12 protein-coding genes and 1 pseudogene are annotated in these 11,178 nt (G+C 69.8%); 4 read left to right on the top strand and 9 right to left on the bottom strand.

Going from position 1 to position 11,178, the window contains the following annotated elements; all coding sequences use genetic code 11:
- A pseudogene (locus V7067_RS09460) lies at positions 1 to 344 on the top strand (tRNA (guanosine(37)-N1)-methyltransferase TrmD); the annotation flags it as partial.
- A gap of 3 nt (positions 345 to 347) precedes the next feature.
- On the opposite strand, the gene V7067_RS09455 reads toward V7067_RS09460, so the two are convergent.
- The gene (locus tag V7067_RS09455; protein WP_334175647.1) at positions 348 to 1,151 is read right to left on the bottom strand and encodes an enoyl-CoA hydratase; all 804 of its coding nucleotides are present in this window, start codon (positions 1,149 to 1,151) and stop codon (positions 348 to 350) included.
- A 361-nt stretch (positions 1,152 to 1,512) separates the two neighbouring features.
- On the opposite strand from V7067_RS09455, the gene lpdA reads away from it, so the two are divergent.
- Complete coding sequence (lpdA, locus tag V7067_RS09450) at positions 1,513 to 2,916, top strand: dihydrolipoyl dehydrogenase (RefSeq protein WP_334175646.1); 1,404 nt, start codon at positions 1,513 to 1,515, stop codon at positions 2,914 to 2,916.
- A 99-nt stretch (positions 2,917 to 3,015) separates the two neighbouring features.
- Here the strand turns inward: lpdA and V7067_RS09445 are convergent, their stop codons facing one another.
- The 4 genes from V7067_RS09445 to V7067_RS09430 all read right to left on the bottom strand — a co-directional run bounded on the left by V7067_RS09445 (position 3,016) and on the right by V7067_RS09430 (position 6,384).
- Positions 3,016 to 3,675, bottom strand: coding sequence for an MBL fold metallo-hydrolase (locus V7067_RS09445; protein ID WP_334175645.1), 660 nt, complete (start codon positions 3,673 to 3,675; stop codon positions 3,016 to 3,018).
- Positions 3,676 to 3,755: 80 nt separating this feature from the next.
- Positions 3,756 to 4,364: a Smr/MutS family protein gene (locus tag V7067_RS09440; RefSeq protein ID WP_334175644.1), complete on the bottom strand. Its 609-nt coding sequence runs from the start codon at positions 4,362 to 4,364 to the stop codon at positions 3,756 to 3,758.
- The gene (locus V7067_RS09435; protein ID WP_334175643.1) at positions 4,361 to 5,548 is read right to left on the bottom strand and encodes an MltA domain-containing protein; all 1,188 of its coding nucleotides are present in this window, start codon (positions 5,546 to 5,548) and stop codon (positions 4,361 to 4,363) included. Before V7067_RS09435 ends, V7067_RS09440 begins: the two co-directional genes overlap by 4 nt.
- A gap of 86 nt (positions 5,549 to 5,634) precedes the next feature.
- Entirely contained in the window at positions 5,635 to 6,384 is a 750-nt protein-coding gene (locus V7067_RS09430; RefSeq protein WP_334175642.1) for a Tim44/TimA family putative adaptor protein, read from the bottom strand.
- Between the two features lie 319 nt (positions 6,385 to 6,703).
- Between V7067_RS09430 and V7067_RS09425 the strand changes: the two genes are divergently transcribed.
- Together V7067_RS09425 and secB are read left to right on the top strand one after the other, a co-directional pair.
- Positions 6,704 to 7,243 carry an FxsA family protein gene (locus V7067_RS09425; protein WP_334175641.1) on the top strand — a complete coding sequence of 180 codons (540 nt, stop codon included), beginning with the start codon at positions 6,704 to 6,706 and terminating at the stop codon, positions 7,241 to 7,243.
- Between the two features lie 387 nt (positions 7,244 to 7,630).
- A complete protein-coding gene (gene secB, locus V7067_RS09420; protein ID WP_334175640.1) occupies positions 7,631 to 8,083 on the top strand; it encodes a protein-export chaperone SecB in 453 nt (150 codons plus the stop codon).
- 98 nt (positions 8,084 to 8,181) lie between these two features.
- Here the strand turns inward: secB and dnaQ are convergent, their stop codons facing one another.
- The 4 genes from dnaQ to V7067_RS09400 are packed head-to-tail and all read right to left on the bottom strand — an operon-like array spanning position 8,182 to position 11,041.
- Positions 8,182 to 8,907: a DNA polymerase III subunit epsilon gene (gene dnaQ, locus V7067_RS09415; RefSeq protein WP_334175639.1), complete on the bottom strand. Its 726-nt coding sequence runs from the start codon at positions 8,905 to 8,907 to the stop codon at positions 8,182 to 8,184.
- A gap of 6 nt (positions 8,908 to 8,913) precedes the next feature.
- Positions 8,914 to 9,534: a dephospho-CoA kinase gene (gene coaE / locus V7067_RS09410; RefSeq protein WP_334175638.1), complete on the bottom strand. Its 621-nt coding sequence runs from the start codon at positions 9,532 to 9,534 to the stop codon at positions 8,914 to 8,916.
- Positions 9,531 to 10,415: a shikimate dehydrogenase gene (locus tag V7067_RS09405; RefSeq protein WP_334175637.1), complete on the bottom strand. Its 885-nt coding sequence runs from the start codon at positions 10,413 to 10,415 to the stop codon at positions 9,531 to 9,533. The genes coaE and V7067_RS09405 overlap by 4 nt, the downstream gene beginning before the upstream one ends.
- A complete protein-coding gene (locus tag V7067_RS09400; protein WP_334175636.1) occupies positions 10,412 to 11,041 on the bottom strand; it encodes a Maf family protein in 630 nt (209 codons plus the stop codon). The genes V7067_RS09405 and V7067_RS09400 overlap by 4 nt, the downstream gene beginning before the upstream one ends.
- Between the last annotated feature and the right edge of the window lie 137 nt (positions 11,042 to 11,178).

Below are 11,178 nucleotides of genomic sequence, written 5' to 3'. Positions count from 1 at the left end.
GCGGCCGCTTCGAGGGCGTCGACCAGCGGGTGATCGACGGCCGCGGCCTGACCGAAGTTTCCGTCGGCGATTATGTGCTTTCCGGCGGCGAGATCCCGGCCATGGTGCTCATCGATGCCGTGGTGCGGCTCATTCCCGGCGTGATGGGCAAGGAAAGCTCCGGCACCGAGGAGAGCTTCTCCGAACCGCTGCTGGAATATCCGCACTACACCCGCCCGGCCGAATGGGAAGGCCGCACCATTCCCGACATTCTGGTCAGCGGCGACCATGGCCGCATTGCGAAGTGGCGGCGCGACCAGGCGCTGGAGCTGACCCGCGCGCGCCGGCCCGATCTGCTGAAGTGACCCTCAGCGGTTGCGGAACTGCGGCGCCCGCTTCTCGATGAACGCCGCCATGCCCTCTTTCTGGTCTTCGGTGGCGAACAGGGCATGGAACAGCCGCCGCTCCACCCGCACGCCTTCGGTGAGCGTGGTCTCGAAGGCGGTGTTGACGCATTCCTTGGCCAGCATCACCGCCGGCCGCGGGTAGCCGGCGATTTCGGTGGCGACCTTCACCGCCTCGGCCACCAGATCGGCCGCCGGCACGACGCGCGAGACGAGACCGACGCGGTCGGCTTCGGCGGCATCCATCAGCCGGCCGGTCAGCACCATTTCCATCGCCTTGGACTTGCCGACGAACCGGGTGAGGCGCTGCGTGCCGCCGGCCCCGGGCATGACGCCGAGCTTGATTTCCGGCTGGCCGAACTTCGCGGTGTCGGCGGCGAGGATGAAATCGCACATCATGGCGAGTTCGCAGCCGCCGCCCAGCGCATAGCCGGCAACGGCGGCGATGACCGGCTTGCGGGTGTGGCTCACCCGGTCCCAGCCGCCGAGGAAATCGTGGGTATAGGCCTCGATGAAGCCGAGTTCGGCCATTTCCTTGATATCGGCCCCGGCGGCGAACGCTTTCTCCGAGCCGGTGATGACGATGGCACCGATGCTCTCGTCTCGGTCGAAGGCGGCGAGCTGCAGCGTCAGTTCGTGGACCAGCACGCTGTTCAGCGCATTGAGCTGCTTCGGCCGGTTGAGGCGGATGAGACCGACCGGACCCGTCACCTCCACGATCAGCGTTTCAAAGGGACCGGCATCGGCAACGGTTCGTTCTGAACACATGGATCACTCTCCCCCGGCCTGCGGCCGGCTGCAACGATCGCGGCGGGGGCCGCCCGTCGCACGATGAACCCCGAAAGGGGTAGCGAAGCCGCGCGCCGGCTGCAACGGGCCGCGTGGCCCGCGCCGGGCGGGGCGCGGCGCCGCACCTGCCCGCCCAAAGCCGGATTTGACTTCCGGAGGGCTTCCGGCAGCGGCCATCCTGCGCTATGCGTCACGTCAGTCCGCGGCTGGCCGGACGCGACCCGTCCGGGTCTTCCCGCAGCCGGTTGCGGCCCCGTTTTTCCTGTCCGCCGGCCCCGATCGGATTCCTGAAGCCGGTCACCGGCGATAACAAGCGCTGTCCAAGCGAGGAAGTTCCCCAATGGCCTCCTACGATCTCGTCGTCATCGGCACCGGCCCCGGCGGCTATGTCTGCGCCATTCGTGCCGCCCAGCTCGGCCTCAAGGTGGCGGTGGTCGAGAAGCGTGCCACCCACGGCGGCACCTGCCTCAACGTGGGCTGCATCCCTTCCAAGGCGCTGCTGCACGCCTCGGAGGCCTTCGAGGAAGCCGGCCACGCCTTCGCGGCCATGGGCGTGAACGTCTCCTCGCCCGCGCTCGACCTCGCCAAAATGATGGCCTTCAAGGATGAGGGCGTGGACGGCAACGTCAAGGGCGTCGAGTTCCTGCTGAAGAAGAACAAGGTCGACGCCTATCACGGGCTGGCCACCATCACCGGCCCGGGCAGCATCCGCGTTTCCGCCGCCAATGCCGAGCCGAAGGACATCGCCGCAAAGGCGATCGTGATCGCCACCGGCTCCGACGTGATGCCGCTGCCGGGCGTGACCATCGACGAGAAGCGGATCGTCTCCTCCACCGGTGCCCTCGCCCTCGACAAGGTGCCGGGCAAGCTGGTGGTCGTGGGCGGCGGCGTGATCGGCCTCGAACTCGGCTCGGTGTGGCGCCGCCTCGGTGCCGAGGTGACGGTGGTGGAGTTCCTCGACCGCCTGCTGCCGGGCATGGACGGCGAGGTTGCCAAGCAGTTCCAGCGCATTCTTGCCAAGCAGGGCTTCGCCTTCAAGCTCTCCGCCAAGGTCACCGGCATCGACAGCACCGGCGACGTGCTGAAGGTGACGACGGAGCCGGCGGCCGGCGGCGCGCCGGACGTGCTGGATGCCGACGTGGTGCTGGTTGCCATCGGCCGCCGGCCCTATACCGAAAGCCTCGGCCTTGAGGCGGTCGGCGTGCAGCTCGACCCGCGCGGCCGCATCGTCACCGACAAGCACTACGCCACCAACGTTCCCGGCATCTATGCCATCGGCGACGTGATCGCCGGCCCGATGCTGGCCCACAAGGCGGAAGACGAAGGCATGGCGGTGGCCGAGCTTCTCGCCGGTCAGGCCGGCCATGTGAACTACGACGTCATTCCGGGCGTGATCTACACCACCCCGGAAGTCGCCTCGGTCGGCAAGACCGAGGAAGAGCTGAAGGCCGCCGGCATCGCCTACAATGTCGGCAAGTTCCCCTTCACCGCCAACGGCCGTGCCAAGGTGAACCGCACCACCGACGGTTTCGTGAAGGTGCTGGCCGATGCCAAGACCGACCGCGTCTACGGCGTCCACATCATCGGCCCGGATGCCGGCACGCTGATTGCCGAGGCCGCCATCGCCATCGAGTTCGGCGCCTCGTCGGAAGATATCGCCCGCACCTGCCACGCCCATCCGACGCTGTCGGAAGCCGTGAAGGAAGCGGCCCTCGCCGTTGAGAAGCGCGCGATCCATATGTGATCGCGCGGCCGGACGGCCGGAAACAGAAAGCCCCGGCATCCGATGGGATGCCGGGGCTTTGTTTTTGCCGCGGTTGCTTCCGGCCGCCCGGTCCGCCGCTCAGCGGACGTAGGGGTTGATCTCGCGTTCCTGACCGATGGTGGTCGCCTGCCCATGGCCGGGCAGAACGGTGAAGGCATCGTCCAGCACCATCAGCTTTTCGCGGATGGCCTGAACCAGCTGGTCCTGCGAGCCGTAGGGAAAATCGGTGCGGCCGATGGTGCCGGCAAACAGCGTGTCGCCGACGATGCCGAAGTTCAGCCCCTCGGCCAGAAAAACGACATGGCCGGGGGTGTGGCCCGGCACATGGCGCACGTCGAACTCAACGGCACCGACCGTCACGGTGTCGCCCTCCTCCAGCCACAGATCCGGGCTGACGGGCCGCATCTCAAGGCCGAAGCGCGCACCGGCCGCCGGCAGGTCCTGCAGCAGGAATTCATCGGCCCGGTGCGGGCCTTCCACCGGAATGCCGAGCCGCTCAGCGAGATCCGCCGCCGCGCCGGCATGGTCGAGATGGCCGTGGGTGAGCAGGATCTTTTCCGCCTCGCCGCCGGATTCCGCCAGCGCCGTGAGCAGGGTGTCGATATCGCCGCCGGGATCGACGATCGCAGCCTTGTTGGTGGTGCCGCAAACCAGAATGGAAGCGTTCTGGCGGAACGGGGTGACCGGCACCACGAACACTTTCAGGGGCTGCTGGGGCGGGGAGGATTCGGTGCTCATCGCGGGGCCGTCCGGCTTGGGAAGAGGAAGAAACTGGAAAGAAAGATAGAAGAACCAGATGATCGGCAGGCCCGGGTCCGCTAGCCGCGCACCCGGCGGATGCGGACATAAAGCGCGCCCGCACCGCCATGGGCAAGGCTCGCCTGACTGTAGCCGGACACGATATGCCGGGCAGAGGGCATTTCCAGCCAGTGCGGCACCATACGGCGCAGCACGCCGCGCTCGGGTTCGTGCAGCGGGCCGCGCTCGCCGTCGCGCGCGCCCTTGCCGGTGATGATCAGCACGGTGCGGTAACCGGAAATCTGGGCGCGCACCAGAAAGGCCATCAGCCGCATGTGGGCGGCTTCCTGCGTGAAGCCGTGCAGGTCGATGCGGTCTTCGATTTCGCGCCGCCCGCTCTTCAGCTCGCGCATCACCCGCCGCTCCAGCGGCAGCACCGGCGGTTGCGGCGGCGGCACGGGCCGGGCCGGGGCGGCGGCCGCACCGGCCTTCGCCGCCGGCGGCGCAGCCGCGGGCGGCAGAGCGGCGGCCGCGTCGGCGGCGGCATCCGGGCCGCCGGCCTCGCCGGCCGCCTTCGCCCGGCGCGCCATGCGCGCGCGGCGCAGCGGCAGCGGCTCCACCGTGGCGGCCAGCAGCGCCCAGAGCGCCCGGTCCTCGTCGCTGAGGCCTTTGCGGCGACGCGCGCTCACGGGCGCGGCTCCCCGCGCGGCACGAGAACGGCAAGCTGCATCGGATGGCGCAGCCGCCCGGCAACGAGGCCCGCCGCCGCACCGGACCCGATGAACAGATCGCCGCGCCCGGCGCCGCGAATGGCGCTGCCGGTATCCTGCGCCACGACGAGGCGGTTCAGCGGCGCATCGCCCTGCCCCGCATCGGCATTTCCGGCCATGATCCACATCGGCGTGCCGAGAAGATGCAGCGTGCCGTCGATGGCAAGGCTGCGCCCCGGCGTCAGCGCCACGCCGGCGGTGCCCGGCGGGCCGGCACCGGGCTCGCCGGTGCCGAGCCGGCGGAAGAACACATAGGAGCGGTTGGCGGCCATGATGGCGGGCGCCTCGTCGGGATGGGATTCGAGCCAGGCCTTCAGGCGGTCGGCGGTCATCTCCTCGCGCGAAATCGCCCCGCGGGCAATCAGAATCCGCCCGATTGCGGTGTAGGGATAGCCGTTGCGGCCGGCATAACCGAGCCGCTCGGTGCTGCCGTCCTCAAGGCGCACGGTGAGCGAGCCCTGCACCTGCGCAAAGAAGGCCTCCACCGGGCTTTCCACGAACAGAAGCTCAAGGCCCTGCCCGTCGAGCGCCCCGGCCGCGATGGCGGCGCGGTCGGGATAGGCGACGAGGGAACCGTCGTCCTGGCGGCGCGCGGCCGTCAGCGCCGCATCGAGGCCGGCCGGGCGGTCGTCCCCGCCCAGTGCCACCAGATCCGCCGGCAGGGCGTGAAGCGGCACCGGATAGCGCGCACTGCGCACCCGGGAACCGGCAAGCACCGGCTCGAAATAGCCGGTGAGGAAGCCGCTCTCCGGCGCCGGCGGAAAGACCGCGTCGAAACGGCTTTCAAAGAAACGGCGTGCGGCCCCGCGGTCCGCCGGCGCGGGCAGGGCGCGCGCCGCCGCGCAGGCTGCGGCAAGGTTCTGCGGATCGACCCCGACTGCCGGCCCGCCGGCCGCCTCCGCAGCCGGCGCGGGCCGCGCGCACGACCGCAGGAACGCCGCCAGCGCGGCCGCCTGATCGTCATCCGCCCAGCCCGGCAGCGCCGATGGCGAAACCGGGACCGCGGCTGCCGGCTGGGCGGGGCTGCCGGCGGCGAGCGCCGCGGCCGGCAGAACCGCCAGCCCGGCACAAAGCAAGGCGGCGCGCACAGGGCGCGCCGTCATGGCAGAGCAGCGGGAAATGGCAGAGCGGCGGGAGGCGCTGCAGGGCCGGACATTGCAGGGCCGCTTGCGGCCCGTGCCGGCCGGCATCAGCCGGCCGATTCCGTGGCGACCAGCTTCCAGTTCGGATCGCGCTGATCGGTGTCTCGGGCAAAGGTCCAGCGATCCACGACGTTGCTGACGCGGGTCGGATCGCCGTCGATGACCTTGCCGTCCTTGTCGCGGGTCAGCGACACCAGTTCGCTGTCGATGCGCAGGGTCACTTCCGCGGTGACGCCCCGCAGGCCGGCGGCCACGATCTCGGCCCGCGAAATGCCGACGAAGGTGAAATCCACGCTTTCGCCGCGGCTCTCGCGGGCGGCGATGGCGGCCGAGAACCCCTCGAACACATCGCGCGACAGCAGCGGCTTCAGCGCCTTGCGGTCGCCGGCGGCAAAGGCGGTGACGATCATCTCATAGGCGACGCGGGCACCGGCAACGAAGCGCTCCGGCTCAAACGACGGATCGGCGGCGAGCAGGGCCTTGAGGCCGTCGCGCAGCGGCGAGCCTTCCGGCGCCACCCGGTCGAGCACCGAGACGCCGCTTTCGCCGGCGTCGTTGGCGGCCGGTGCCGGGCGGGCGGTGGGCAGCGGCGTCACGTTGTCGTGAACCGGCGGCAGGTCGCGGCGCGGGGCTTCCGCCTCGCTCTTCGGGGCCTCAGCGGGGCCGCGCTTGGCGAAGGGGTCGACGGGCCGGCCCTCGTTGCCCGTGCGCCGGCCGAGCACCGACCGCAGGCGCAGGAAAATGACCACCGCCAGTACCAGGAAGATGATGTTATAGATGTCGAGAAAGTCGCCCATCTCACCTGACCGTTTAACGCACCTGCCCGGACCGCCCGTTCAGATGCGCGCGGACACGCCCGCGCCCGCCTGCATTTCACGCATTGTGCCCGGCTTTGCCTGCTTTCGCCACAGCAGCCTGCCCGGCCCTCATGTAGGTGACGTTCAAGCAGTATAAAAGCGGCGATACAAGGTCGGCCGGGCGAGAAAGTGCCTCCGGCCGGTGCGGAGCGGCAACCGGTCCTCTCGCAACCGCCGCACGGGCGCCCATATTAGGCGGCAGACGATATCCCCTTCCCGCGTTATCCCGTTTCTGGACCTTCTTCGGACGCTTGGCCGCATGGCATCCTTCGATCCCAACTCCGGCGCCCCGCTTCGCCCGGCCTTCCGGCCCGGCGGGCTGATCGCTCTTGCCCTGCTGGCGCTGCCGTTTCTGGAAATCGCCGTCTTCATCATGGTCGGCCGCGTCATCGGCGTGATGCCGACGATCGCCCTTGTGCTGCTTTCGGTGGTGGCCGGCGCGGCGCTGATGCGGTGGCAGGGCTTCGACATCGTGCGGCGCATGCAGAGCGAGATGGATGCCGGCCGGGTGCCGGGCGAGGCCATCGCCCACGGTGCCATGGTCATGCTGGCCGGCGTGCTGCTGATCGTTCCGGGTTTCATCACCGATGTCGTGGGGCTGGCGCTGTTCCTGCCGCCGGTGCGCGATTTCGTCTGGAACCAGATCCGCCGCCGCATGGTGGTCGTCGATATCGACATGCGCGCGCCGCCGGGCACCGGTGCGGTGATCGATATCGAGGCCGAAGACATCACCCCGCGCCGGAGCGGAGCGGACGGCACCACGCCCTGGCGCCTGCCCGGACCGGACGGGCGGCCATGACGGCTGTCCTGTGGCACGGCTGTCCTGTGACAGAGACCATGACTGTCGCCGTGACGGGGAAGAGGCAAGCCGCCGGCTTGTGAAGCCCGCACGGCCCATGATAGAGCCATGGGGCCGGCGAGGCGGGGGACCGGCCGGCCTTGTCACAGGCCCGGCGCCCGGAAACGGGCGATGCGGGCAGGGCGGCAGGCCCGGCCCCCTTTTCCGGACCGTCCGGCTTGCGCGGCCCTGCCGATACCGTCTTCGCGAGAGATGGCATTCGCACCGGCTGCCGCAATTGCTGACTTCCGCGCGGGCTGTTCCGGTCATCAGGGTTCCGGACGCCGGTGCGCCCGGCCGCGCGTTTCTTCTGCCTGCGGCCCCAACCCGAACGCGAACGAAAACAAAATGAGCGAAACCGACAACGGCAATCAGCCCTCGATCAGCGTTCTTGCGCAGTACGTCAAGGACTTCTCGTTCGAGAACCCGCACGCCCCGATGTCGCTGCAGCCGCGCCAGAACCCGCCGCAGATCAATGTCTCGGTCAATGTCGGCGCCCGCCCCCTGTCGCAGACCGACATCGAGGTGACGCTCAGCGCCGAAGCGCGTGCCGGCACCGAGAACGACGTGCTGTTCCACGCCGAAATCAGCTATGCCGGCATCTTCCGCGTGCAGAACGTGCCGGCCGAGCAGCTGCAGCCCCTCGTCATGATCGAGTGTCCGCGCCTGCTCTTCCCGTTCGTGCGCCAGATCGTGGCCGATGCCACCCGCGACGGCGGTTTCCCGCCGCTGCTGCTGGATCCGATCGATTTCGTGGCGCTCTACCAGCAGAACCTGCAGCACGCGCAGGCGGCCAACTGAGCCGCTGAAGCGCACCGCCTTCCGGACCGGTCCGCACCCGCGGGCCGGTCCGTTTCATTTCCGGCCCGGCGATCCGTTCCGGCTCAGTGGTCCGCGCCTCAGTGGTCCTCGCCCCCGCCGGCCGGCGGGGCATAGAGCGTCCACAGCGCCTTGTCGCCTATGCCCGTCACGAACGCCTTATGGGCGGCCGCCTCGGCATCGGTGATGCGCGGGGCAAGCGGCGCCGGGCGCGGGCGGGCCCGGGCGGCCGTGCCGGCAAGCGCAGAGCCCGCCCGCCCGCCGCCGGCCTCGTCGACGAGGCCGAGGGCTGCCTGCCGGCCGCCGGTCAGTTCCACATAGACCTCGGCCAGAAGCTCGGCATCGAGCAGCGCCCCGTGCTGGGTGCGCATGGAATTGTCGATCTTGTAGCGCGCGCAGAGCGCATCGAGCGTATTGGGGCCGGCCGGGTGCTTGCGGCGGGCAATCTGCAGCGTGTCGATCACCCGTGTCATGGGGATCGGCTCACGGCCGACGCGGCCAAGCTCCATGTTGATGAAGCCCATGTCGAAATCGGCGTTGTGGATGACCAGGGTCGCGCCTTCGATGAAGGTCAGGAACTCATCCACCGCATCGGCAAACAGCGGCTTGTCGCGCAGGAATTCTTCGGAAAGGCCGTGCACGGCAAAGGCTTCCGCCGGCATCGAGCGTTCCGGGTTGAGATAGACGTGGTAGCTGCGCCCGGTCTGGATGCCGTTGACCAGCTCCACTCCGCCGATTTCCACCAGACGATCGCCGCCGCGGGCCTTGAGGCCGGTGGTTTCGGTATCGAACGCGATTTCGCGCATCCTGTCTCACGCCCCTTCGTCTTGTGCGCCGGCGCGCCCGCCGCGCAGGCCTGCCACCGCGCGCAGGATGGCGGCGACCGCGCGGGCGGCATAATCGTGCCCGTGGCCGGTGTCGATAAGGAAATGCGCCCGGCGGCGCTTCTCGGCATCCGGCATCTGCCGCGCGAGGATCGCCTCGAACTTCTCCGCCGTCATGCCCGCCCGCGACAGCACACGGTGGCGCTGCACGGCGTGATCGGCCGTGACCACGACCACGACATCGACCTTGCGGTCGCGGCCGGTTTCCATCAGCAGCGGCACATCCAGCACCGCGGCGCGGCGGCCGCCGGCGCGGGCACGGTCGAGAAAGGCCGTTTCCTCCTCCCGCACCAGCGGGTGAACGATGGCTTCCAGCCGCGTCATCGCCGCCTCGTTGCCAAGCACGAACGGGGCAAGGCGGGTGCGGTCGACCGCCCCGTCAGCCACCGTGCCGGGAAAAGCAGCCTCGATCAGCGGTGCCGCCCGGCCGCGATAGAGCGCGTGCACGGTGGCATCGGCATCGTGCACCGGCACGCCGGCACGGCGGAACAGCGCCGCGGTCGTCGACTTGCCCATGCCGACCGATCCGGTCAGACCGATGACGATCATCGCCGGCCGGCCTCCGGCGGCAGCGTGGCGATGACGGCTTCATAGAGCGCTTCGTCGACCTCCGGAAAGACGCCGAACCAGCGGGCGAAGCCCGGCGCCGCCTGATGCAGCAGCATGCCGAGCCCGCCGGCAACCGGATTGCCGCGCAGCCGCGCCGCCGCCAGAAGCGGCGTTTCGAGCGGCACATACACGATGTCGGTCACGAGGGCATCGTGGGGCAGGGGCGAGAGATCCACATCCAGCGGCCCGGACCCCGCCATGCCGAGCGAGGTGGTGTTGACCAGCACCCGGGCGCGCGCCAGAAGCTGCGGCAGTTCGTCGAAGCCATGGGCCCGGCCGACGCTGTGGCCGTCGCGCCCCTTCGCCAGCGCCGCCACCGCTTCGGCACGGGCGCGGGTGCGATTGACGACATGAACCGGCGCAAAGCCGCGGGCCGCGAGGCCATAGACCACGGCGCGCGCCGCACCGCCGGCGCCCAGAACCACCGCCGCACCGCCGCCGGCATCCCAGCCCGGCGCCTCGGCATCGAGATTGGCGAGAAAGCCGGTCACGTCGGTGTTGGTGCCGTTGAGGCGACCATCCTCGATCCAGAGCGTGTTGACCGCGCCCAGCGCCTCGGCCAGCGGATCGAGCACGTCGCAGGCCTTTGCCGCGGCCTCCTTGTAGGGCACCGTGACATTGGCGCCCGCAAGCCCGCTGTCGCGGAAGCCGGCAAAGAAAGCCTCCGCCTCCGCCGGATCGACGGCAATGCGGTCATAGCGGCCCTGAAGGCCGTAGCGCGCAAGCCAGTGGCCGTGGATCACCGGCGACCGCGAATGAGCGACCGGCCAGCCGATCACGCCGGCACGCGGGATGGGACGGTTTTCGCTCCGATCGGTCATGACAGCAGCACTCCCAGAGTCCGCAGACGCCCGGCGAGCGCCAGAAGCGGCAGGCCGAGGATGGTGAAATAATCGCCTTCGATGGCGGAAAACAGCTGAATGCCGCGCCCTTCCAGCCGGTAGGCACCGACGGTGCCGGTCAGCGCCTCGCCCTCGGCCGCCACATAGGCATCGAGAAAGGCGTTGCTGAACGGGCGCATGGTGAGGCGGGCATCGGAAACATGACACCACAGGCTGCCGTCCGGCTCGCGCACGGCAACGGCGGAATGCAGCACATGCGTGCGGCCGCACAGGCGGGCGAGCTGGTCGCGCGCGGCGGCCACATCCGGCGCCTTGTCGAACTTGACGCCGTCGAGATCGAGCGTCTGGTCGCAGCCGATGACGATGGCCTCCGGCCTCAGCAGCGCGGTGGCGCGGGCCTTGGCCCCGGCGAGGGCAAGTGCGATCTCCGCCGGTCCGGCACCGGCCTGCGAAAGCGGACGCTCGGTGGCGCGCTCGTCGAGATCGGCCGGCACCGCTTCGGCGGCAATGCCGGCCTCGGCCAGCAGACGCACCCGCGCCTGGCTGCGGGAGGCGAGAACCAGCGGGCGGTCTTTATAGCGATGGTCGGCCGGGGATTGCGGCACGGGTGAGGCTCCGGTCACGCGCAGGGCAGGGGTCACGCACAGGGCAGGGCGGAATTGCGGTGCCCTGCCGGCGTCTCCGCCAGAAGCACTACAGCATTCCGCACCATAATCGAACCGGCAAGTCTGAAACCGGCAAG

This window comes from Pseudoxanthobacter sp., from assembly GCF_036822375.1.
GTDB lineage: Bacteria > Pseudomonadota > Alphaproteobacteria > Rhizobiales > Segnochrobactraceae > Pseudoxanthobacter.
The sequence above is the reverse complement of the archived record's forward strand: the minus strand, read 5'-3'. Positions and strand labels throughout refer to the sequence as shown.

Bases quoted from the DNA above. Each gene is read 5' to 3' on its own strand.
- V7067_RS09455 (WP_334175647.1), bottom strand. From the start codon at position 1,151: ATGTGTTCAGAACGAACCGTTGCCGATGCCGGTCCCTTTGAAACGCTG.
- lpdA (WP_334175646.1), top strand. From the start codon at position 1,513: ATGGCCTCCTACGATCTCGTCGTCATCGGCACCGGCCCCGGCGGCTAT.
- V7067_RS09445 (WP_334175645.1), bottom strand. From the start codon at position 3,675: ATGAGCACCGAATCCTCCCCGCCCCAGCAGCCCCTGAAAGTGTTCGTG.
- V7067_RS09435 (WP_334175643.1), bottom strand. From the start codon at position 5,548: ATGACGGCGCGCCCTGTGCGCGCCGCCTTGCTTTGTGCCGGGCTGGCG.
- V7067_RS09430 (WP_334175642.1), bottom strand. From the start codon at position 6,384: ATGGGCGACTTTCTCGACATCTATAACATCATCTTCCTGGTACTGGCG.
- V7067_RS09425 (WP_334175641.1), top strand. From the start codon at position 6,704: ATGGCATCCTTCGATCCCAACTCCGGCGCCCCGCTTCGCCCGGCCTTC.
- secB (WP_334175640.1), top strand. From the start codon at position 7,631: ATGAGCGAAACCGACAACGGCAATCAGCCCTCGATCAGCGTTCTTGCG.
- dnaQ (WP_334175639.1), bottom strand. From the start codon at position 8,907: ATGCGCGAAATCGCGTTCGATACCGAAACCACCGGCCTCAAGGCCCGC.
- coaE (WP_334175638.1), bottom strand. From the start codon at position 9,534: ATGATCGTCATCGGTCTGACCGGATCGGTCGGCATGGGCAAGTCGACG.
- V7067_RS09405 (WP_334175637.1), bottom strand. From the start codon at position 10,415: ATGACCGATCGGAGCGAAAACCGTCCCATCCCGCGTGCCGGCGTGATC.